This window comes from Hyphomonas oceanitis SCH89, assembly GCF_000685295.1.
In the GTDB taxonomy this organism is placed as follows: Bacteria; Pseudomonadota; Alphaproteobacteria; order Caulobacterales; family Hyphomonadaceae; genus Hyphomonas; species Hyphomonas oceanitis.
This window is the reverse complement of sequence record NZ_ARYL01000005.1, coordinates 46,891-67,267: the sequence shown is the minus strand read 5'-3', so window position 1 is coordinate 67,267 and position 20,377 is coordinate 46,891. Positions and strand designations below refer to the sequence as shown.

The 20,377-nt window shown below is 62.6% G+C and carries 22 protein-coding genes and 1 tRNA gene; 15 read left to right on the top strand and 8 right to left on the bottom strand.

Translation table 11 applies throughout. From position 1 onward, the window contains the following. Positions 1–106 precede the first annotated feature (106 nt). From HOC_RS05090 to gluQRS, 3 genes are all read right to left on the bottom strand, one after another. Positions 107–1,699: an alkaline phosphatase gene (locus HOC_RS05090; protein ID WP_035536367.1), complete on the bottom strand. Its 1,593-nt coding sequence runs from the start codon at positions 1,697–1,699 to the stop codon at positions 107–109. Positions 1,700–1,777: 78 nt separating this feature from the next. Then, positions 1,778–2,680, bottom strand: coding sequence for a DMT family transporter (locus tag HOC_RS05085; RefSeq protein ID WP_035536366.1), 903 nt, complete (start codon positions 2,678–2,680; stop codon positions 1,778–1,780). Next, positions 2,677–3,522, bottom strand: coding sequence for a tRNA glutamyl-Q(34) synthetase GluQRS (gluQRS, locus tag HOC_RS05080; protein WP_206741537.1), 846 nt, complete (start codon positions 3,520–3,522; stop codon positions 2,677–2,679). Before gluQRS ends, HOC_RS05085 begins: the two co-directional genes overlap by 4 nt. Positions 3,523–3,643: 121 nt before the next feature. On the opposite strand from gluQRS, the gene HOC_RS05075 reads away from it, so the two are divergent. Beyond that, positions 3,644–4,711: a hypothetical protein gene (locus HOC_RS05075; RefSeq protein WP_035536363.1), complete on the top strand. Its 1,068-nt coding sequence runs from the start codon at positions 3,644–3,646 to the stop codon at positions 4,709–4,711. 133 nt (positions 4,712–4,844) lie between these two features. Here HOC_RS05075 and msrA read toward each other — a convergent pair whose 3' ends face one another. Continuing rightward, positions 4,845–5,495: a peptide-methionine (S)-S-oxide reductase MsrA gene (gene msrA, locus HOC_RS05070; RefSeq protein ID WP_035536493.1), complete on the bottom strand. Its 651-nt coding sequence runs from the start codon at positions 5,493–5,495 to the stop codon at positions 4,845–4,847. 111 nt (positions 5,496–5,606) lie between these two features. Here msrA and HOC_RS05065 point away from each other — a divergent pair. Next, positions 5,607–5,696, top strand: a tRNA-Ser gene (locus HOC_RS05065). Positions 5,697–5,726: 30 nt separating this feature from the next. On the opposite strand, the gene HOC_RS05060 is transcribed toward HOC_RS05065, so the two are convergent. Both HOC_RS05060 and HOC_RS05055 read right to left on the bottom strand, forming a co-directional pair. Further along, the gene (locus tag HOC_RS05060) at positions 5,727–5,990 is read right to left on the bottom strand and encodes a DksA/TraR family C4-type zinc finger protein (RefSeq protein WP_035536362.1); all 264 of its coding nucleotides are present in this window, start codon (positions 5,988–5,990) and stop codon (positions 5,727–5,729) included. A gap of 157 nt (positions 5,991–6,147) precedes the next feature. Continuing rightward, the gene (locus tag HOC_RS05055; RefSeq protein WP_035536361.1) at positions 6,148–6,771 is read right to left on the bottom strand and encodes a porin family protein; all 624 of its coding nucleotides are present in this window, start codon (positions 6,769–6,771) and stop codon (positions 6,148–6,150) included. Between the two features lie 368 nt (positions 6,772–7,139). Here HOC_RS05055 and HOC_RS05050 point away from each other — a divergent pair, with 368 nt between their 5' ends. From HOC_RS05050 to HOC_RS04995, 12 genes are all read left to right on the top strand, one after another. Further along, entirely contained in the window at positions 7,140–8,765 is a 1,626-nt protein-coding gene (locus tag HOC_RS05050; RefSeq protein ID WP_162174806.1) for a putative bifunctional diguanylate cyclase/phosphodiesterase, read from the top strand. 48 nt (positions 8,766–8,813) lie between these two features. Continuing rightward, positions 8,814–9,443, top strand: coding sequence for a phosphoribosylanthranilate isomerase (locus HOC_RS05045; RefSeq protein WP_035536359.1), 630 nt, complete (start codon positions 8,814–8,816; stop codon positions 9,441–9,443). Between the two features lie 37 nt (positions 9,444–9,480). Then, positions 9,481–10,698 (top strand): tryptophan synthase subunit beta, encoded by a 1,218-nt coding sequence (gene trpB / locus HOC_RS05040; RefSeq protein ID WP_035536358.1) that lies wholly within the window; start codon positions 9,481–9,483, stop codon positions 10,696–10,698. Continuing rightward, on the top strand, positions 10,695–10,946 hold the full coding sequence (locus HOC_RS05035; RefSeq protein WP_035536357.1) for a YodC family protein: 252 nt from the start codon (positions 10,695–10,697) through the stop codon (positions 10,944–10,946). The genes trpB and HOC_RS05035 overlap by 4 nt, the downstream gene beginning before the upstream one ends. Beyond that, positions 10,943–11,260 carry a divalent-cation tolerance protein CutA gene (gene cutA, locus HOC_RS05030; RefSeq protein ID WP_035536356.1) on the top strand — a complete coding sequence of 106 codons (318 nt, stop codon included), beginning with the start codon at positions 10,943–10,945 and terminating at the stop codon, positions 11,258–11,260. Before HOC_RS05035 ends, cutA begins: the two co-directional genes overlap by 4 nt. Then, the gene (trpA, locus tag HOC_RS05025; RefSeq protein WP_035536355.1) at positions 11,260–12,087 is read left to right on the top strand and encodes a tryptophan synthase subunit alpha; all 828 of its coding nucleotides are present in this window, start codon (positions 11,260–11,262) and stop codon (positions 12,085–12,087) included. Before cutA ends, trpA begins: the two co-directional genes overlap by 1 nt. Positions 12,088–12,117: 30 nt before the next feature. Continuing rightward, complete coding sequence (locus tag HOC_RS05020) at positions 12,118–13,098, top strand: acetyl-CoA carboxylase carboxyltransferase subunit beta (RefSeq protein WP_035536354.1); 981 nt, start codon at positions 12,118–12,120, stop codon at positions 13,096–13,098. Further along, positions 13,095–14,348 (top strand): bifunctional folylpolyglutamate synthase/dihydrofolate synthase, encoded by a 1,254-nt coding sequence (locus HOC_RS05015; protein WP_035536345.1) that lies wholly within the window; start codon positions 13,095–13,097, stop codon positions 14,346–14,348. The genes HOC_RS05020 and HOC_RS05015 overlap by 4 nt, the downstream gene beginning before the upstream one ends. Before the next feature lie 93 nt (positions 14,349–14,441). Beyond that, positions 14,442–15,275 (top strand): isocitrate lyase/PEP mutase family protein, encoded by an 834-nt coding sequence (locus tag HOC_RS05010; RefSeq protein WP_035536343.1) that lies wholly within the window; start codon positions 14,442–14,444, stop codon positions 15,273–15,275. A gap of 411 nt (positions 15,276–15,686) precedes the next feature. Beyond that, positions 15,687–16,433, top strand: coding sequence for an electron transfer flavoprotein subunit beta/FixA family protein (locus tag HOC_RS05005; RefSeq protein WP_035536341.1), 747 nt, complete (start codon positions 15,687–15,689; stop codon positions 16,431–16,433). Beyond that, a complete protein-coding gene (locus HOC_RS05000; protein WP_035536340.1) occupies positions 16,433–17,362 on the top strand; it encodes an electron transfer flavoprotein subunit alpha/FixB family protein in 930 nt (309 codons plus the stop codon). The genes HOC_RS05005 and HOC_RS05000 overlap by 1 nt, the downstream gene beginning before the upstream one ends. Positions 17,363–17,541: 179 nt before the next feature. Then, complete coding sequence (locus HOC_RS04995; protein WP_035536338.1) at positions 17,542–18,420, top strand: 3-hydroxybutyryl-CoA dehydrogenase; 879 nt, start codon at positions 17,542–17,544, stop codon at positions 18,418–18,420. A gap of 12 nt (positions 18,421–18,432) precedes the next feature. On the opposite strand, the gene HOC_RS04990 is transcribed toward HOC_RS04995, so the two are convergent. Further along, positions 18,433–19,056, bottom strand: coding sequence for a LysE family translocator (locus HOC_RS04990; protein ID WP_035536337.1), 624 nt, complete (start codon positions 19,054–19,056; stop codon positions 18,433–18,435). A gap of 128 nt (positions 19,057–19,184) precedes the next feature. On the opposite strand from HOC_RS04990, the gene HOC_RS04985 reads away from it, so the two are divergent. After that, complete coding sequence (locus tag HOC_RS04985; protein WP_035536335.1) at positions 19,185–19,667, top strand: thermonuclease family protein; 483 nt, start codon at positions 19,185–19,187, stop codon at positions 19,665–19,667. Here HOC_RS04985 and HOC_RS04980 read toward each other — a convergent pair. Continuing rightward, entirely contained in the window at positions 19,664–20,341 is a 678-nt protein-coding gene (locus tag HOC_RS04980; RefSeq protein ID WP_035536334.1) for a Fe2+-dependent dioxygenase, read from the bottom strand. The two genes, HOC_RS04985 and HOC_RS04980, sit on opposite strands and share 4 nt — an antisense overlap. Between the last annotated feature and the right edge of the window lie 36 nt (positions 20,342–20,377).

Sequence of the window (20,377 nt, the reverse complement as noted above, 5' to 3'; positions counted from 1 at the left end):
GTTTCCTCCGGTTTGGCCCGGCGCTCGCTTGATGGCGCACGGGTCTCAGCCGCCAGCATTGCGCAGCGGCCGGGATTTGAACAGCCCGGCCGCTACGTAAGGCAGTTTATTCTTCGCTGGCTGCCTTCACGAGACCGCTGGCGCGGCCCATGACGTGGAAGATCTCGTTCTGCTCCATGACGCCGGAAACGAGTTCCGAGCCGGGGCCGGTGGCGAAGATCGCCACGTCGTCGCCACCATGGGTTTCAGAGCCCATGAACACCAGCGAGGGCTGCTGGAAGTCGGGATCGGTCGTGTCGACATCGGAGAGGTCTTCGCGCGTGCAGTCCGGCTCGCCTTCAACCATGCGGCAGGCGGTCATGCCGCTGGCATAGGAGAGCGTCGTGTAGGGCTTGCCGTCCTGCGCCATCATGTGGTCGTCGTCGAGGCCCGTCGCGACCTTGCCGAGGATCGGGTTTCCGCGCTGGGGGTAGCCGGAAATCGTCATCGTGTGGGAATGGTCGGCGGTGACGATGATCAGCGTGTCGTCATTGTCGGTCATGTCGAGGGCTGCAGCGATGGCCTGGTCGAACGCGTCGGTCTCGTCGAGCGCGCGGGCGGCATTGACGCCGTGGTGGGCATGGTCGATGCGGCCGCCTTCGACCATCAGGACAAAGCCGTCCGGATCCTGCGACAGGCGGGTGATGGCTGCCTTGGTGAGATCAACCAGCGAAGGCTCGCCGGCCGTATCCTTGGCGCGGTCTATTTCGAACTGCATATGCGAGCGTTCGAACAGGCCGAGGACTTTCACATTCGAGGTAAAGTCGGTGGCATCGAAGCCTGCCTGGTCGGTGATGTAGACATGCTCGGGCCCCTTGGCGACCCATTCGGCGGTCAGGTCGCGGCCATCCTTGCGGCTGCCGGTCTTGCCGTCGTTTTCCGGGTCGGCTTCAGCTTCGGTCAGGAAGGCGGAGCGTCCGCCACCCATGGCGACTTCGAACCCGTCGCCTTCCGGCCATTCGATCAGCTGGCGGGCGATATCCTTGCAGTCTCCCGCATCGCCGCCCTTGAGATCCGCGTCGGATTCCCAGTCGCGGTTCGGGGTTTCCGAATAGGTCGACCCCGGCGTTGCATGCGTGATGCGGGCCGTGGAGACGATGCCGGTCGCAAGGCCTTCGCGCTCGGCAAGGTCGAAGATGGAATCGGTGCCGTTGCCTTGTGCCAGCGCGCAATTGTTGCGGGTGGCTTCCTTGAGGACGCCAAGCGTGCCGGAATTGACTTTCACACCAGCGGTCATGGCCGTCGCGGTCGAGGCGCTGTCGGCCACCTGATAGTCATGGCTGTAGGTTTTCGAGAGGGCCATGTGCGGCAGGGTTTCCATCGTCAGCGAGTAGGACTCGCCGTCAAGGCCGCGCTTCTGGCCGGCATAGATGCGGGCGGCGGTGACGGTGGGAATGCTCATGCCGTCGCCGATGAAGAGGATCACGTTTTTCGCGGGCTTCACGCCTTGCGTGTCAATGCGCTTCTGCACGGCGGCCGCGGCTGAGACATAATAGGAATCGCCTGCCTGTTCCGGCACGAGGCCCGGGCGGAGCGGGGCAGGGGGCGCAGCGGTTTCGGTGGTGGCCAGTGCGTCAGGCGCTTCGGCAGGCGGCGGCGTTGTACAGGAGGTGGCGGCGAGCGCGAGGCCCGTCATGAGGGCGGCGATGGAAGTGCGCATGTCTTTGGTTCCCCGATCAGATACGATGGGGGGAGTGATAGACGAGTTTTGTGGCAGTTTCGATTCAATCGCCGCGATTTAGTCGATCGGGACCGGTTTTCCGCGTTGCGAGAGCCACACAGCCACGAGAATGGCCACGGCGCCGCCAGCTTGCAGGGCAGTGAGCGGTTCGTCGAACATGACCCATGAAATGGCCGCCGCGACAACGGGCTGGACGACCACGAGGACGCCGGCAATGGCGGCGGGTGTTCGCCCCAACCCTGCAATGATGAGGCCCTGACCCATGATCTGCACGAAAATGGCCAGGAAGAGGGGCACGCCGAAGCCATTGAGTGTGGCCGGCAGGCGCGGTTCGCCCGACACCAGCAGAATAAGCCCGCCGACGCAGACTTCCACAATGGTCAGCCAGAATATGGTCTCGATACCGCCAAGGCGCCGCCGGGCAAGTTTCGAGCAGAGCATGTAGCCCGAGACGAGCAGCGCTGCCCCGAGGGCCAGCAGGTCGCCGCGTATGTCGCCTTTGCCGCCGACTTCTCCGCCCAGCGACAGGGCCGCGGCGCCTGCGACTGCCAGCAGGATGGCAACAAACCAGATATTGGTCGGGCGCTCCTTCAGGAATAGCCAGGCGACGAAACCGACGGACACGTTGCCGAGGTTCACGATGAATGTCGCATTCGACACGGTGGTCAGCGTCAGGCCCCAGTGCCAGAGGGCAATGTCGAGCGTGAAGAAGGTGCCGGCGAGCAGCACGAACCGGTTTGGGGGGCGCGGCGCCCGGCGCTCGATCAAGAAGACGAGGCCCAGCAAGAGCGGGGCGGCAAAGACATAGCGCCAGAAGGCGATGCCCTGCGGCCCCAGTTCGCCCAGTCCCAGCCGGAGGCCGATGGGTGCAAAGCCAATGCATATGCCGCCGGTCAGGACCATGAGCGGTCCGATCCAGTGACGTGTCAGGGGTGTTGAGTGTGTTTCCAGGGAGGTCATGCGGCGCTGGTCATGGCCCGGATATCGTCTGGTGTCATCCCTTCTTCGCGGTAGGCCGACAATCCCTTGTCGCCGGCGCGTTTGGAGAGCTTTTTACCGTCGGGGCCAAGGACCAGCGGGTGGAAGCGGTAGAGCGGCGTCGGCCAGTCCATCAGCGCCTGCAAAAGGACATGCACACTGGTCATGGCGCGTATGTCTTCGCCGCGAATGACATGGGTGACGCCCTGCAGCGCATCATCGTGGCAGCAGGCGACATGGTAGCTGGCGGGCGTGTCCTTGCGGGCTAGGACGACATCGCCGAACGCTTGCGGGTCAGCCCGGACCGTTCTTGGACAGTTCGCAGTCTCTTCCATGTACGACAGTGTGCCGTAGCGTGGCCCGAGTGCGTCCCTTGCCCGGGCAAGGGACAGCCGCCAGGCAAAGGCATGGCCCCGGCTCAGGTACTCGGCTTCCTCTGACGGCGAAAACGGCTTGCCGACATAGCCGGCTTCGTCCGGGTCGACGCCGGCGGGCAGGGCGGCGGCGATCTCGCGCCGGGTCTTGAAGCAGCGATAGATCAGGCCGCGTTCATTGAGGCTGTCGATGACCTTCGCATAGTTGTCGAAATGGTCCGACTGGCGCCGGACGGGGCCGGACCAGTCGAGGCCCAGCCATTTCAGGTCGGCGAGAATGGAGGCCTCGTATGCCGGGCGGCAGCGGGTCTGGTCGATATCCTCAAGGCGCAGCAGCACGCGTCCGCCAGCTGCGCGGGCCGCATCCCAGACATGGAAGGCCGAGGCCGCGTGGCCGAGATGCAGGTGCCCCGTGGGGGACGGCGCGAAACGGGTGACAAATTCTGACACGTGCCCTCCCATTGATGCCGCATGGCGATGCTAGCGCGGGATCGCCCGGTCTAACAGTGATTACCTGTTGCCACAGAAGGGCAAGGCTCGTATCGCCTTGGCGTTAACGAGGTCAATTGCCATGCTGGAAACAGGCTGGTTCACGGCAGCTGAAGACTGGGTCGAGACGCATGCGCTCAGTGCCCATGAGTTCGCGACGTTCGGGTTCGCGATGGCCGTGCTCCTGTGCCTTGTGCTGATTTTCCTCCTGTTCTCGGGCCTTCGCGCGCTTGTGACGCGCATGCGCAACGCAGCCGGTGCACGGGCTTTCCGCCGCAGCAAGGAGCCGGGCTATCGCATCCTTCTGGCGCGGCCAACGGGGCCGGGAGCCGGGCGGACGCGCAAATGGCTGACAGCGGCCATCCAGGACCATCTCGCCGAGTTCAATTTCGGCGCGCCTTTCCGCGTTGTCAGCACAGGCCAGATCACGGGCGGCTCGGAGCAGAAAATTCTGGCTGAGGCCCGCAAGCGCCTCGCGACGGCGGATGCCGACATGCTGGTCTGGGCGAGCCGCATCGGCAAGGGAGCGGATGGGCTGGTCGTTCAGGGCCTGTCGCGCGGCGGCGGCCTGCGGGCAGACGAAGCCCGGGCCTTCAGCATTCCGCTGCCCGGTCGCTTTGACGCGCTGGACGGCGAGATGCCGCGGGTCGCGGCCTACCTGCTGGCCAAGAAGCTGCAGCCGGCGCTGGCCAATCCGCAGGCCTTCAGGCCTGAAAAGATGAAACTGCTCGCCGAAGCGCTGGACGGGATGATGGCGGGGGCAGGGGGCGTAGCGCCTGTTGTGCGGAGCGAGCTTGAGGCCGACTTCTGTGCATCCGGCGTGCATGTGGCGGAGGCCATGGGCGACCTGGCCGCGCTCGACCGGGTGATCACCATGCGCCGCGCGCACCTCGAAGCGGTCGACACGACATCCGACTCAGCGCTTGTCCTGCAGGCCCGGATGGATCTTGGGCGGGCCCTGCTCGCCCGCGCAGAGAAACAGTTCGACCAGAAGACGGTTCAGGAGGCGATCGCCCAGCTGTCGCTGGTGGTTGAGGCCCTGAGAGGCGATCCGGCCATCCAGAAGGCACAGACCGCCTCGGACGCCATGTTCAAGGCGCAGACCATGATCGAGACGCGCAAGCGCTTCTCGATGAATTTCGGCTCCTAGACCCTCCCGACATGAAAAGGGCTCATCCTGAGCGAAGTCGAAGGACGAGCCCTGTACGATCATCTCTGGAAGCCCGCGCCCATCCTTCGACTTCGCTCAGGATGAGCGCTCAGGGAGCAAGACCCGGAATGTCCTAGACGCTGAGCCCGATCGGGCAGGACACGCCCGTGCCGCCAATGCCGCAATAGCCTGCCGGATTCTTGGCGAGGTATTGCTGGTGATAGTCCTCGGCATAGTAGAACTTATCGATCGGCTTGATCTCGGTCGTAATGCCCGCGCTGTGACCGGAACGGGCCAGCGCGCCCTGATAGGCCTCGACCATCTGATGGGCCGTGTCTTCCTGCGCATCGCTGGTCGTGTAAATGGCCGACCGGTATTGCGTGCCGACATCCCCGCCCTGGCGCATACCCTGGGTCGGGTCGTGACTTTCGAGGAAAAGTTTCACCAGCTCGCCATAGGTGACCTTTGACGAGTCAAACACGACGCGCACGACTTCCGTATGGCCCGTGCGGCCGCTGCAGACTTCCTCATAGGTCGGGTTCGGGGTCGGTCCGCCGGCATAGCCGGCGGCGGTCATCCAGACGCCATCCTGTTGCCAGAACTTGCGCTCGGCGCCCCAGAAACAGCCGAGGCCGAAAATGGCGACTTCAAATCCGGCGGGCGTTTCGCCCTGAAGCGGACGATGAAAGACGAAATGTTCGGCAGCCGTCGGGATGGCGGCGCTGCGGCCGGGAAGGGCGCTCGCGGCATCCGGAATGGTTGCGGGTTTGGTTGAGAACAACATGGTGCGGTCTCCTTTGCTGACAGGAATATGGGGCTGCGTGCTGCGAACGGCAATCACGGTCTTGCGAGCGGCCATGCGTTCCGCTATGGCCCTGTGCTTCGCGAAGGCGATGGTGAGGTGGCCGAGTGGTCGAAGGCGCACGCCTGGAAAGTGTGTAGGCTAGCAATAGTCTCCAGGGTTCGAATCCCTGTCTCACCGCCAGCCCGGCTTCCATCCGGACAATCGACAGGCCTAACGCAGCTGGCTGTCCTTGCTGCCGCGGCGGTTGATGCCGGAATGGACGCGGGCCTTGTCGCGCTCCGACTGGCATTTCACGCACGTACGCACACCCGGAACCGCCTTGCGGCGCGCTTCGGGAATGGGTTCCTCGCATTCGTCGCAATGGGTTGCGCTTGCACCCGCAGGAATGCTGGCGCGCGCATTGCGCACGGCATCCTTGATGCTGTCGTCGATCTGATCCTGTACGGCGCCATCCCGCGCCCAGCCATTGGCCATGTCGATTCCCGTTTCCTGTATGTTCCAGTATTGAGAGATAAGTCTCCGGTGTCCCCATTCCAATGAGTGCGACTGCAGGCGGGTTCCATACGGGCATGATGAAAAACGCCGGCCTCCTTTCGGAGACCGGCGCATTCATTCAGGCAATCAGGCAGGCTTAGAACTTGTAGCCAACCGCAATCGTTGCGGCGCCCGTGTCGGTGTCTTCGAAGTCATAATAGGTGTAATCACCACGCAGCTGCCAGCTGTCGGTCAGGTCATAGGTCAGACCTGCGCCGAGGGCAGGGCCATCAGCCGAATCCTCGATCACGGCGAGCGTTGTGCCGCCGGGTGTGATGACCGAAGCGTCAACGTCGATATAGGCATAACCGGCGCGGGCCGAGACATTCAGGCGCTCGGTCAGTGGCACGCTGGCGCGACCGTAAAGGCCAACCAGGTAGTTCAGGCCGAGGTCACCCGAAGCGGCGATCACGTCATTGAGGTCCGTGTCCTCATTGTCGTCGAGATCGAAGTCGTCTTCGTCGACATTGTAGTCGAACTCACCATCATCGATGCCGGACGTCACGTCGGCTTCGAGGGAGAACATCGGCGTGAACTGGTAGCCGACGCGGCCTGTGATGGCGTTGGTGTCGATACCGGAATCAGCACCGTCAGGCTCGATGTTCACATAGGAATAGCCGCCCTGCACATAGAGGCCGGTATCTTCCTGAGCGACGGCGGGGGCGGAAAGGCCAAGGGCAATCGCGGCAGCGGACGAGGAAATGATCAAAAGCTTTTTCATGGGAGGAAATCCTTTGGTTTAGGCATCCCGAACTGTTCGGGACATGGTGCGCTAACGGCTCCCATGAGCGCCGCGTTCCAGCCCCGCATGTGCGCTGAATCCTGCTGTGGCAATTGCAGCACACTTTGTTAAAGGGCGTTAACGTTCCGACCTGTATTCGAGCCAACAGTTCGCGGTAAAAATGCGCCTGAATTAGCCCGAAACGTCGCTGTTTTCCGGTCAATTTGGCTGAATGGCACAAGCACTATTTAGACATGTCGGCCTAGAAACTTGGCTTCTCCCGAAACCAAGGATTGGTTCGCCTGAACTGCATGCGTCGTTTTATTGGTAATCTGATCCGCGCAAGCGACAGGATGCTGCCCTCATGGTTGCATAATGACATCGCATTCCTCATCGCGGGAAGTGCCCTGACCATCATGATCGGCGGTCAGTACGATCTGTTTGAGCGGTTCGCTGCGTTTTCTGCCAAGCATGAACACTGGAACATTGATGAGTTCGCGCTGGTCTTCATCTCGCTATCGATTCAGGCCCTTATCATTGCGGCGCTGCGTTATCGGCAAATGCAACGGGAACACGCCCGGCGTGTGGTTGCCGAGCAGACCATGTCGGATCTTGCGCTAGCGGATTCGTTGACGGAACTTCCCAATCGCAGGGCCTTCCACCGGGTCCTGCAGAACCTCACCGAGGCCGGCAATGGATCATGCGTCCTGTTCATGATCGATCTGGACCGGTTCAAGCCGGTCAATGACCTGCATGGACATGGCGTCGGTGATACCGTGTTGCGGGAACTATCGGCCCGCCTCAGAAACGTGTCCCAGGGTGCGGCCATATTTGCGCGTCTCGGCGGCGACGAGTTCGCTGTCCTTTATAGCGGCGCACAAACACTGGAAATGCGCACCGCAATTGCCACACGCATTCTGGCCGAGATGGAAAAGCCGGTCAGGATTGGCGCCATAGTCTGTACGGTGGGAGCAAGCATCGGTATCGCCACCTGTGCGCCGGATGCTGCGCTGTCAGGTGATGAACTCATGCGCCGCGCCGATCTCGCCCTCTACAGGGCCAAGGGGTCGGGCAGGGGGACGTTCTGTCACTTCCGGCACGAAATGAGCGATCAGCTGGCGGCGCGCAAACGCCTCGAGCACGACCTGCAGCGCGCGCTGACCAATGGCGAGATCCGCGCATATTACCAGCCGCTTGTGCGCCTGTCGGACGGGCGTGTCGAAGGTTTCGAGGTTCTGGCGCGGTGGCTGCACCCTGATCTCGGCATGATCATGCCGGATGCCTTCATTCCAATTGCCGAGGATACGGGCCTGATCCAGCAAATGACGATGGCGCTGATCCGCGAAGCCTGCTCGGACCCGATGCACCAGGCCGGGCAGCACTATCTTGCCATCAATATTTCCGCGTCCCTGCTCAATCGCGATCTCTGCGCGCATGTGGTCAAGATTATCCAGGCCGTTGGTTTTCCCGCAGAGCGGCTGGAGCTGGAAATCACCGAAAGCGCCCTGATCAATGATATCGAGGCGGCCGGTCTTGTCCTGGCGCAGCTGCGGCGTGCGGGCTTCTCGCTGGCGCTTGACGATTTCGGCACGGGCTATTCCAGCCTTACGCACCTGCGCAAACTGCCGATCAACAAGATCAAGATCGACCAGTCCTTCATTGCGACCATGACGCACAACCCGACCAGCCGGAAGATCGTCGAGGCGCTGGTGTCGCTCGCAGCCAGCATGGATGTGGAAGTGACAGCCGAGGGTGTTGAGACCAGCGACATGGCGTTCCAGTTGCGCGACATCGGGTGCCTGACGGCGCAGGGCTATTATTTCGGGCGCCCGTCCATGCCGTCGTCCGTGAATGCGTTCAGTCCTCTGGCGCATGACCAGCTTGAGCGTCTCAAGGCCATGATCGCGCGCCCCGATGGCGAGCAGCCATTGGCTCAGGCCGTAAATGTCTCCGGCCCGGCCACCATGGGACTGGCCCGCGCGCCCCGCGCCTGAGGGCCCGAAGTGTGGACGTAGGCCCGGTGCTGGCGTAACGGGCATGTCATGACCCACGTGAAGATATGCGGCCTTATCGATCCGGACCTCGTGCGCTTTGCGGCGCGTGAGGGGGCCGACTGGATTGGCTTCAATTTCGTCCCGGGCAGCCCGCGCCGCGTGACGCCGGAAGCGGCGGCGAGCCTCTTGCTACAGGTCGGCAAGGCGCGGCCCGTGGCGCTGATGGTCGATCCGACCGATGCCGAGGTGGACGTGATTGTTGCGCTCGGCTTCCCGGTGCTGCAGCTGCATGGCGCCGAGACGCCAGAGCGGCTGGCCGAGATCAAGGCGCGTACCGGGCGCGAAGTCTGGAAAGCGCTGGGCGTTGCCACGCGCGCCGACCTGGACACCGCCAATACGTTCGTGAGCGCGGACAAGCTGCTGATCGATGCCAAGCCGCCAAAGGATGCGGCCTATTCCGGCGGTCATGGGCAGGTGTTCGACTGGGCAATCCTCGACGGATGGCAGCCTGCGGCGCCCTGGATGCTCGCGGGCGGCTTGACGCCGGACAATGTCGCCTCAGCTATTGCCGCGACAGGAGCGCCCGCAGTTGATGTCTCCTCTGGCGTCGAGCGGGTACGAGGGTTAAAGGACAGAGAGCTGGTGCGGGCCTTTATCCGCGCCGCGAAGCAGCCCTGAGCGCGCCTGGCGCGTCTTCGGGACAGGAAACAAAGGCATGACGATGGACCTGCGCAATACCTGGGACAAATGGCCGGACGCAAACGGCCGGTTTGGTGAGTTCGGCGGACGCTATGTCGCCGAAACGCTGATGCCGCTGATCCTGGACCTTGAGAAGGAATACCGGGCGGCCAAGCTGGACCCCGCCTTCAAGGCGCAGATGGACGACATGTGGGCCCATTATGTCGGCCGCCCGTCCCCGCTCTATTTTGCCGAGCGCATGACCGAGCACTTCGGCAAGGCCAAGATCTATTTCAAACGCGATGAGCTGAACCATACCGGCGCGCACAAGATCAATAACTGCCTTGGTCAGGTCCTGCTGGCCATGCGCATGGGCAAGACACGCATCATCGCCGAGACGGGCGCCGGCCAGCATGGCGTTGCGACGGCGACGATCTGCGCGCGTTTTGGCCTGAAATGCGTGGTCTTCATGGGCGAGACCGACGTCGAGCGCCAGAAGCCGAACGTTTTCCGCATGCGCCTTCTGGGCGCCGAGATCGTGCCGGTGTCTTCCGGCACGGGTACGCTGAAGGATGCGATGAACGAAGCCCTGCGCGACTGGGTGACCAACGTGGACGACACGTTCTACTGCATCGGCACGGCCGCTGGCCCGCACCCGTATCCTGAGATGGTGCGCGACTTCCAGAGCATTATCGGCATCGAAGCCCGCCAGCAGATCCTTGAGCGCGAGGGCCGTCTGCCGGATGCCGTGATGGCCTGTATCGGTGGCGGCTCCAACGCCATCGGCCTGTTCCACCCGTTCATCAATGATGAGGGCGTGCGCCTGATCGGCGTCGAGGCGGCGGGACATGGCATCGAGACGGGTGAGCATGCGGCGGCGCTGAATGGCGGCAAGCCCGGCATCCTGCATGGCAACCGCACCTATTTGCTGCAAACCGATGACGGCCAGATCGTCGATGCGCACTCGATCAGCGCTGGCCTAGACTATCCGGGCATCGGGCCGGAACATGCCTTCCTGCGCGATACGGGCCGGGCTGAGTATCTTTCATGCACTGACGATGAGGCGCTGGCTGCATTCCGGCTTTGTACCCAGCTTGAGGGCATCATTCCGGCGCTGGAGCCCGCGCACGCGATTGCGCGCCTTGGCGACGTCCTCGATACAATGGACAAGGACGGCCTCCTGATCATGAATCTCTGCGGCCGCGGCGACAAGGATGTGTTCAGCGTCGCGAAGGCTCTGGGGTTTGAGATTTGAGCAGCGGCGAAACATTCTCCGTTGGGCTGCTTGTGCGGTTGAGGTCGGGTGGACCTCAGATGACCGTCTTCAGTGTTGAGGACGACGTTGTGACTTGTCACTGGTTCGTAAAAGACGAATTGAAGCAAAAACCTTTCAAGGCCGATCAATTGCAGGAAGCCGAAATTGAGCAAATGAGTGATCACGAACTTGCCCGAAGGATCGCCTTCATCTTGGAAAAAGATAAGCGTTCAGGAGATAGTGAATGACCATTCTCCTCATCCGCGTTACCTGCCCGTCGCGCCGTGTCGCCGAGGAAATTGCTGACGCCGCTGTCGAGCGCCGCCTGTCGGCCTGCGCCAATCTCGAAGGGCCGGTCACCTCCACCTATCGCTGGAAAGGCGTGGTCGAGCATGCTTTCGAGTTCGTTCTGTGGATGAAGGCGCCCGAGGCACACTGGACCGAGATCGAAGCGCTGGTGAACGAGATCCACCCCTATGAGGTGCCCGCCATTGTCGCGCTGCCTTGCGCCCATGTCTCCGCGCCTTACGAGGCCTGGGTCAACGAAAATACGGATTCCTGATGCCCACTTCCCGAATTACGGCACGCTTTGACAAGGTTAAAGCGGAGAAACGCGCAGCATTGGTTGCTTACCTCATGGCGGGCGACCCGGACCTTGAAGGCAGCTTTGCCTCCATGCAGGCCCTGCGGGACAATGGCGCCGACATTATCGAGATCGGCGCGCCCTTCACTGATCCCATGGCGGACGGCCCGTCCATTCAGCGGGCCGGCCTGCGTGCGCTCGCCAATCATACCAAGCTGATCGACGTGATCTCGCTCGTCGCGCGCTTCCGCGAAACCGATCAGGAAACGCCTGTCATCCTGATGGGCTATGCCAATCCCGTGCATTCGCTGGGCTATGCGGCCTTTGCCGAAGCGGCCCATGCGGCTGGCATTGATGGCACGATCCTCGTTGACCTTCCGCCGGAAGAAGACGCAGAGCTGCGCGCCGAATATGCCAAGCACGACCTCTCCGTCATCCGCCTCGCCACGCCAACCACGCATGAAGCCCGCATGGCTAAAGTGGCCGATGGCGCTTCTGGCTTCGTTTATTTTGTCGCCGTTAACGGTGTTACAGGCGCCGGATCGGCTGATCCTGAGTCCATCGCCGGGAACGTCGAGATGGTGCGACGCGTATCAGGATTGCCCGTCTGCGTTGGTTTTGGTGTGAAAAATGGTGTACAGGCTGCAGAAATGGCTAAAATCGCCGATGGGGTTGTCGTAGGCTCCGCTTTCGTGGAGCATGCTCAGTCAGCCCACGAATCGGGTGATTATTCAAAAGCGCCGCGGGGAATGGGCGCATTGGCAGGGGAACTGAGCGCAGCGATCGCTGCGGTGGTTAAAGCGTAGAGGCTGTTACGGTCTTTAAGGAGTTAAGGCATGAACTGGATCACGAAGGTCACTCCCCCTGGCCTGAAGACCATGCTCGCCAAGAAAGAGACGCCGGATGACCTTTGGGTCAAATGTCCTGCGTCCGGTGAACTTGTCTACAAGACGGACCTTGAAGAGAACTGGTGGGTCACGCCCGCCGGCGCACACATGCGCATCAGTCCGCGCACGCGCTGCCGCCTTCTGTTCGATGAAGAGCGCTGGGAGCCGATCCTGCTGCCGCCTGTTCCGTCCGACCCGCTGAAATTCAAGGACGACAAGCCCTATCCGGCCCGCATCAAGGCGGCCAAGGCCAAGATCGCCGCGCGCGAGAAGCGCGAAACCGAGAATGGCGGCGCGCCTCTTTTGCAGGATGACTGCATGGTTGCGGCCTATGGCAAGATCGGCGGCGTGCCCACCGTGTTGCTGGTGCAGGATTTTGACTTCATGGGCGGATCGCTCGGCATGGCGGCGGGCGAGGCCTTCGTCACCGCTGCGCAAATGGCCCTCGCCCGCAAGGCGGCCTTTGTGGTTTGCACGGCTTCCGGCGGCGCACGCATGCAGGAAGGCACGCTCAGCCTGATGCAGATGCCGCGCACAACGCTGGCCGTGAACGAACTGGCTGAAGCCAAACTGCCTTATATCGTTGTGCTGACCGATCCGACATCCGGCGGTGTCTCGGCCTCCTATGCCATGCTCGGCGACATTCATTTGGCCGAGCCGGGCGCGATGATTGCCTTCTCCGGCCCGCGCGTGATCGAACAGACCATTCGCGAAAGCCTGCCCAAGGGCTTCCAGCGCTCGGAATTCCTGCGCGAAAAGGGCCAGGTCGATATCGTTGTCGACCGCCGCGAGATGAAGGCGACACTGACGCGTATCCTGTCGCATCTCCTGCCCAATTCCCGCCGCCGCGATGATGCGCGCATCACGGCGCTCAGCCAGCCCAAGACCCATGTGCCCAAGGCCGCGGAGACCAAAGGCAAGACTGCTTGATCGGAAACAATGCGGCCCTTGCCGCAGCGCTGGCGCGTTTCGAAGGGCTCTATCCTGAAACCATCGAGCTGTCGCTCGGGCGGGTCGAGGCCGCGCTCGATGCGCTCGGCCGTCCGCAGGACAGGCTGCCGCCGGTCATTCATGTGGCAGGCACGAACGGCAAGGGCTCGACCTCCGCCTTCATGCGCGCCATGGCCGAGGCGGCTGGCCTTACGGTTCATGTCTTTACCTCACCGCACCTCGTGCGCTTCAATGAGCGCATCCGGCTGGCGGGTGAGATTGTCGACGATGCGCGCCTGATCGCCTGGCTCGACCGCACCTTCGAGGCCGTTCAGGGCCTCCAGATCACGCATTTCGAAGCAACCACGGCCGCCGCCCTGCTGGCCTTCAGCGAAGTGCCCGCAGACCTCCTCATTCTCGAGGTCGGCCTTGGCGGGCGCTATGACGCGACCAATGTGATCGCCAAGCCCGCGCTCTGCGTGATCACGCCGATTGATTTCGACCACAAGGCCTTCCTCGGCTCCGATATCCGCAAGATCGCGGGCGAGAAGGCGGGCATCATCCGCCCGGGTCGGCCGGTTGTGACGGCCATCCAGCGCAAGGTATGCGACGAGGTGATCGCCAACGAGGCGGCCCGTCTCGGCGCCCCGCTCTACCGGCTGAAGGCGCACTTCATAGATGCCATGCCGGACGACATTTCCCTGATCGGCGAACACCAACGCGGCAATGCGGCGCTCGCCGCCATGGCCATGCAACTCTTCGGCGCCTCCACCCGCATCAGCCAGGACGCCATCTTCGAAGGTGCGCGCACCGCCACGTGGCCCGCCCGCATGCAGCGGCTGAAGCCGGGTCCGGTGACGGCACTGGCGCCTGAAGCGGAAGTCTGGCTCGATGGCGGGCATAATCCGCATGCGGCGCGGGCGATTGCGCACCATCTGAAAACCCTGCCGGGGCGAACGGTGCTGGTGACGGCCATGCTCGCCTCGAAGGATGCGACCGGCTTCTTCCTGCCCTTCCGCCACCTGAAGCCGGACGTTTTCACCCTGCCCAATGCCCCCGGCCATCGCGGCGCCGAGCCGCACGACCTTGCCGATGCGGCGCGCACGGCAGGCCTGAATGTCACCGCCTGCGCTGACCTCAATGCGGCCGTCAGTGCCGCGGCCGCAACAGACGCCGACCGTATCCTGATCTGTGGCTCGCTCTATCTCGCCGGTGAAGTACTGGCGGCCAATAACGAGCCGCCCGCCTAAGCGTTTCGGTAGCCCTGCCATGCGCAGGGATCGGGTGGCTTGTCCTTGCGCGCCCATGCGACCAGACTGGTACGCAAACGGAGGGACACAGAGATGACCACGCAAAAGGACAAGGCTTTCGCCTTCAAGGCGCTGCACGACAATCCGGGCATGTTCGTGCTGCCCAATCCCTGGGATGTCGGTTCGGCCCGCGTGCTTGCCGGGCTTGGCTTCAAGGCCCTCGCCTCCACCAGCGCCGGCTTTGCCGCCAGCACGGGCGTCGCCGACTACCAGATCACCGGCGACCTGAAGCTCGCCCATATCCGCGCGCTTGCCCCGGCAACGCCGCTGCCGCTGACGGCAGACCTAGAGAACGGCTTCGGCCACAGTCCCGAAACCTGCGCCGAGACGATCCGCCTTGGCGCCGAGGCCGGCCTCGTCGGCGGCTCGATCGAGGATTTCACGGGCGACAGCGCCCGGCCGCAATACGGCATTGCCGAGGCGGCAGACCGCGTGCGCGCCGCCGTCGAGGCCGCCAATGCCTTGCCGTTCCCCTTCCTCGTCACCGCCCGCGCCGAGAATTTCTTCACCGGCGTGCCGGACCTGTCAGACGTGATTGCCCGCCTTCAGGCCTATCAGGAGGCGGGCGCCCATGTGCTCTACGCGCCGGGCCTCAAGACCATGGACGATATCAGGACCGTGCTGGGCGCCGTCGACCGGCCCCTCAATGTGCTGATGGGCCCGCGTAGCCGTTTCGTGCCGATGGCGGAGCTTGAAGCGCTTGGCGTCAAGCGCGTCAGCATGGGCTCAGCCCTCGCCAACACGGCCTATGGCGCGCTGGTCAGGGCAGGGGAGGAACTCCTCGGCCCCGGCACGCTCGGCTTCCTGAAGGGCGCCGCACCGGGCAAGGACCTCGCCGCCCTGATGGCCAGGGGCGCAGACAGCTAGCCGTCATCCGCGCCGACATCCTTCAGGAGATGTGGCGGCAGTATCGTGTGAAGGATCGCATGCGCGCGCCTTTTGTCGGATTGGGTATCTGAAGGGACCTTTGGTTTACCGGAAAAGGGCCAAACCCGTCTGGCGCGGCGCGCCAGCACGTGGAGAATGTTCATCTGAACCTGAAAGCTGGATGTGGAGACGGGGGCTGATCATGGCTTGGTCTCCTTTCAGAGCTTGGAGGTTGGGGCGCGCCGAGGTGCGCCAATGAACGAACACACGTGATACACGAAACGCAAACATTACAAAATGAAAACCGCGCCAAATTGACCGTTACGTCAACGTAAACCTTGCGTCTTTTGCGGTGGACGTCTACTCACGCCGCCATATGTCAAACGTCTCTAAACCAAAAGGGAGCACCGCATGAAGGTCCTCGTGCCCGTCAAACGCGTGATCGATTATAACGTGAAGGTCCGCGTCAAGCCGGACAAAACCGGAGTCGACCTCGCCAACGTCAAGATGTCCATGAACCCGTTCGACGAGATTTCCGTCGAAGAGGCCGTGCGCATGAAGGAAGCCGGCACGGTCACCGAGATCGTGGTTGTCTCCGTCGGCCCGCAACAGGCCCAGGAAACCCTGCGCACAGCGCTCGCCATGGGCGCTGACCGCGGCATCCTGATCAAGACCGACGCGACCGTTGAGCCACTTGGCGTTGCCAAACTGCTCGCCAAGGTCGTCGCCGACGAAAGCCCTGACCTCGTGATCCTTGGCAAGCAAGCCATCGATGACGATAGCAACCAGACCGGCCAGATGCTGGCCGCGCTGCTGGACTGGCCGCAGGGCACGTTCGCGTTCAAGCTGGAGAAAGACGGCGATAAGCTGAAAGTCACACGCGAAGTCGATGGCGGTCTGCAGACTGTCTCGCTCACGTTGCCGGCCATTGTCACGGTTGACCTTCGCCTCAACGAGCCGCGCTATGCGTCGCTGCCGAACATCATGAAGGCGAAGAAGAAAGAGATCGTCGAGAAAACGCCGGAAGAGTACGGCGTCGACATTTCGCCGCGCCTCACTGTCGTCACCGTCACCGAGCCGCCTGTGCGCCAGGCCGGTGAGAAGGTCGAAGACGTTGCGACGCTCGTCTCCAAACTCAAAACCGCAGGAGCTGTGTAATGGCCGTCCTCGTAATTGCTGAACATCACCACGGCGCCCTGTCGGATGCCACGCACAAGGTCGTCACGGCCGCTGCGAAATTTGGCGGCGACGTGGATCTCCTCGTGGCTGGCGAACACGCTGCCGAGGTCGTCCCAGCGGCGGCGAAGGTCTCCGGTGTCCGCAAGGTCCTGAAGGCTGAAGGCGAAAGCCTTCGCAAGCAGACCGGTGAATCCATGGAAGCCCTGGTTGTGCCTCTGATGGCCAACTATGACGCTGTCTTCATCGCGGCCTCGACAACCGGCAAGAATATCGCGCCGCGCATCGCCGCCAGGCTCGATGTCATGCAGCTGTCCGAGATCATCGATGTGGTCGACTCGTCGACCTTCACGCGTCCGATCTATGCCGGCAACGCCATCATGACCGTCAAATCCTCCGACGCGAAGAAAGTCATCACCGTGCGCGGTACGGCTTTTGAAGCGGCTGGCAATGAAGGTTCGGCTTCGGTTGAAGACGTTGCGGCGCCAGAAGGCCCGTTCAAGTCCGAATTCGTGTCCGAAGAGATGGTCAAGTCCGACCGTCCTGAGCTGACCGGCGCCAAGCGCGTCGTCTCCGGCGGCCGTGCCCTCGGCTCGGCTGATGAGTTCAACCGCCTGATCGTGCCACTCGCTGACAAGCTCGGCGCGGCTGTTGGTGCCTCGCGCGCTGCTGTGGATGCTGGCTATGCGCCCAACGATTACCAGGTCGGCCAGACCGGCAAGATCGTTGCGCCGGAACTCTACATTGCCATCGGCATTTCGGGTGCCATCCAGCACCTTGCCGGCATGAAGGATTCCAAGATCATCGTCGCGATCAACAAGGACGAAGAAGCGCCGATCTTCCAGGTTGCCGATTACGGCCTCGTGGCAGACCTCTTCAACGCCGTTCCGGAACTGACCGAGGCGCTCTAGTCATAGCGTTTCCTCCCAAACGTTTGAAAAGCCCGGCCCTCGCGCCGGGCTTTTTATGTTCGGGCGCCTCTGCCCCTTGTCGACGGTGCCTTCCGGTACTGAAGCGTGGTCTTTGACGCAGTGCACAAAAAGGATATGGCTAGGTGTAGCAAAACTTGCACATTCAGGATGGTATCGAGATGGCAGAGCTGAAAACTGTTGGCGTGATTGGTGCGGGCCAGATGGGCAATGGCATCGCGCATGTTGCCGCCCTTGCCGGCTATGACGTCATCATGACCGATATTTCTGACGAGGCACTGGCCAAGGGCGTGACCACGATCGAGGGCAATATGCGCCGTCAGGTCATGCGCGACATGATCACAGACGACGCCATGATGAGCGGCCTGAAGCGCATCCGCACTTCCTCCTCGATCAAGGCCCATGAAGATGCAGACATCGTCATCGAAGCGGCCACCGAAAAACGCGAAGTGAAGGAGCAGATATTCCGCTCGATCTGCGAAATCGTGCCCGCGCACACCTATCTTGCCACCAATACCAGCTCCATCTCGGTTACGCGCCTCGCCTCCGTGACGGACCGGCCCGACAAGTTCATCGGCATGCACTTCATGAACCCGGTGCCGCTGATGAAGCTGATGGAAGTGATCCGCGGCCTTGCGACCAGCCAGGACACATATGAAACCGCCATCACCTTCGCCCAGCGCCTCGAAAAGACCACGACCAATGCCGAGGACTATCCGGCCTTTATCGTGAACCGCATCCTGGTGCCGATGATCAACGAAGCCGTCTACACGCTGTATGAAGGCGTCGGCACGGTGGAGAGCATCGATACGGCCATGCGCCTTGGCGCCAACCATCCGATGGGCCCGCTGACGCTGGCCGACTTTATCGGTCTCGATACATGTCTCTCGATCATGCAGGTCCTGCATGATGGCCTCGCCGACACGAAGTATCGGCCGTGCCCGCTGCTGGTGAAATATGTCGAGGCCGGCTGGGTCGGCAAGAAAGTCGGCAAGGGCTTCTACGACTATTCCGGCGAGCACCCCGTCCCGACACGTTAGGCCAGCGCCGCCCTATTTAACGGGCGTCGATAGTATCTTGAGGGCAGCCGCGCCGAAAAACACGGCAAACACGCCGTCGAACCAGCGCCGCATCCGCGTATAACCGCGAACAATCGCCGGGCTGGAAAACACGATTCCATAGCCAAGGAAAATGCACGCGGCCATCAGTCCAAGCAGGGCGATGATCGTGAACAGGCTCTGGAACGGCGTGCCGACTGGAATGCCGATCGAGTAGAGCGACCCGAAAAACAGAATCGCCTTCGGGTTGGTCAAATGGAGGGCGAGCCCCTTGGCGTAGGCTGCTCTGAAAGACGCCTGCGCGATTCCCACAATCTCTGTCTTGTGCGGGCGGGTGGCCGATATGGCCGACTTGAACGCCAGAAACAGCAGATAGGCGGCGCCGAGATATTTCAGGATACCGAACACCCAGGCGTTCGACACCATCACGGCGCCAAGGCCATAGGCCGCCAGCACTGACCACATTACCGAGCCGGTCGTGACGCCCAGGGCTGTCGCGAGTCCCTGACGGCGCCCTGATGCCATGGAGGCGCCTGCAATGGCCAGTGTTGCGGGGCCCGGGCTCGCCATGACCATCAATGCGGCCAGCAGGATCAGGGAATAATTTACGCCATCCATCACAATCGACCCCTTTGGAAGATCAATAGGCGCGGGTGAATTACAGAGCAATCCCCGCCTTCTGCCGCAGACCTTAATCCGGGATTAACCCCTGCGCCCCAGTTTTGCCTCCTTTCGAGGAGGCTAGAATGGCTCACATATTCAAAGCTCCGCCGTGGCTGACAGCGGCGCTGGTTCTGGCATCAGGCGCGGGGGCCGTGGCGCTCGCTGCGCAGGCCGCGACAGGCGATCCCGCTCCGGTCTACTGGTCGGATGGCGACAGTGGCCGTCTGCCCGATGGTACAAAGTTCCGCCTCCACGGCGTCGACTCACCCGAAACCGGCAGTATGAAACAGCGCGGCGGCGCCAAGTGCGAGCTCGAGCGCATCAAGGGCTATGAAGCCAAGGAAGCCGCTGTCGAGCTGACCCGCGACAAGTCAGCCAAGATCGCCAAGTCCTACGGACCTGACCGCTATGGCCGCCTCGTTGTCGATCTGCAGGTTGCGGGCAAGGACGTGGCAACCACGCTCATCTCCGAAGGCACGCACAAGGCCTGGGATTATGATGGCGGCGAGCGCAAGCCTGACTGGTGCGCTGCGCAGGCCCGCGTGCCTGTTGCCTTCGTCGGCTAGTCCTCCGCCCAGCGCCTGACCAGATTGGAGATGACTTTCTCCAGCGCCAGGTGCTCCGGCTCATCGGCCGCCAGCTTCGTGCCCAGCGCCGCGCGCAAATTCTCCAGCTCGAACAGGGCTGCGCGCGCCTGAGGGTCGCGCACTGCGCTCGCGATCCATCCCACACAAGCCAGCCGCTCGCCGTGTGTCACGGGCCGCACTTCATGGATGTCGCCTGAGGCATAGAGTACGAGGTCGCCCGCTGCCGGCTTGGCCGCATGCGCGCCGCTCTGCGATTCCACTACCAGCTCGCCGCCATCATAGCTGGCCGGGTCGCTGAGGAAGAGCGTGAAGGAGAGGTCGGTCCGCACGCGCTCTTCGCCCGTACCAACATGGGCATTGTCGACATGTGGGCCATAATGGCTGCCGGGCCCTGTGCGGCTCAGCATCAGGCGTGAGAAGCGCGCAGGCTGGGCCGCCGCCTTCAGCACAGGATGGGCTGTAATCGCGTCCATCAGGAATGTGTGCAGGCCTTCGCCCGGCCCGCTTCGCAAATTGGCCTGCAGGTTACGCTTCACCACGCGCGCGCGCCCGCCTGCCGTGCGGGCACCGTCCACCCAATCCAGGGCATCGGCTTTCTTCTGGACGCGGGCCACGTCGCGCGGGCCGAGCAGGTTGGCGATGGTAAGGAACATGGATTGTCCGGACTGCGATTAGTGTTTGAGAATGAC

Coding starts and splice junctions, on each gene's coding strand:
- HOC_RS05090 (WP_035536367.1), bottom strand. CDS start 1,699: ATGCGCACTTCCATCGCCGCCCTCATGACGGGCCTCGCGCTCGCCGCC.
- HOC_RS05085 (WP_035536366.1), bottom strand. CDS start 2,680: ATGACCTCCCTGGAAACACACTCAACACCCCTGACACGTCACTGGATC.
- HOC_RS05075 (WP_035536363.1), top strand. CDS start 3,644: ATGCTGGAAACAGGCTGGTTCACGGCAGCTGAAGACTGGGTCGAGACG.
- msrA (WP_035536493.1), bottom strand. CDS start 5,495: ATGTTGTTCTCAACCAAACCCGCAACCATTCCGGATGCCGCGAGCGCC.
- HOC_RS05060 (WP_035536362.1), bottom strand. CDS start 5,990: ATGGCCAATGGCTGGGCGCGGGATGGCGCCGTACAGGATCAGATCGAC.
- HOC_RS05055 (WP_035536361.1), bottom strand. CDS start 6,771: ATGAAAAAGCTTTTGATCATTTCCTCGTCCGCTGCCGCGATTGCCCTT.
- HOC_RS05045 (WP_035536359.1), top strand. CDS start 8,814: ATGACCCACGTGAAGATATGCGGCCTTATCGATCCGGACCTCGTGCGC.
- trpB (WP_035536358.1), top strand. CDS start 9,481: ATGACGATGGACCTGCGCAATACCTGGGACAAATGGCCGGACGCAAAC.
- cutA (WP_035536356.1), top strand. CDS start 10,943: ATGACCATTCTCCTCATCCGCGTTACCTGCCCGTCGCGCCGTGTCGCC.
- trpA (WP_035536355.1), top strand. CDS start 11,260: ATGCCCACTTCCCGAATTACGGCACGCTTTGACAAGGTTAAAGCGGAG.
- HOC_RS05020 (WP_035536354.1), top strand. CDS start 12,118: ATGAACTGGATCACGAAGGTCACTCCCCCTGGCCTGAAGACCATGCTC.
- HOC_RS05010 (WP_035536343.1), top strand. CDS start 14,442: ATGACCACGCAAAAGGACAAGGCTTTCGCCTTCAAGGCGCTGCACGAC.
- HOC_RS05005 (WP_035536341.1), top strand. CDS start 15,687: ATGAAGGTCCTCGTGCCCGTCAAACGCGTGATCGATTATAACGTGAAG.
- HOC_RS05000 (WP_035536340.1), top strand. CDS start 16,433: ATGGCCGTCCTCGTAATTGCTGAACATCACCACGGCGCCCTGTCGGAT.
- HOC_RS04995 (WP_035536338.1), top strand. CDS start 17,542: ATGGCAGAGCTGAAAACTGTTGGCGTGATTGGTGCGGGCCAGATGGGC.
- HOC_RS04990 (WP_035536337.1), bottom strand. CDS start 19,056: ATGGATGGCGTAAATTATTCCCTGATCCTGCTGGCCGCATTGATGGTC.
- HOC_RS04985 (WP_035536335.1), top strand. CDS start 19,185: ATGGCTCACATATTCAAAGCTCCGCCGTGGCTGACAGCGGCGCTGGTT.
- HOC_RS04980 (WP_035536334.1), bottom strand. CDS start 20,341: ATGTTCCTTACCATCGCCAACCTGCTCGGCCCGCGCGACGTGGCCCGC.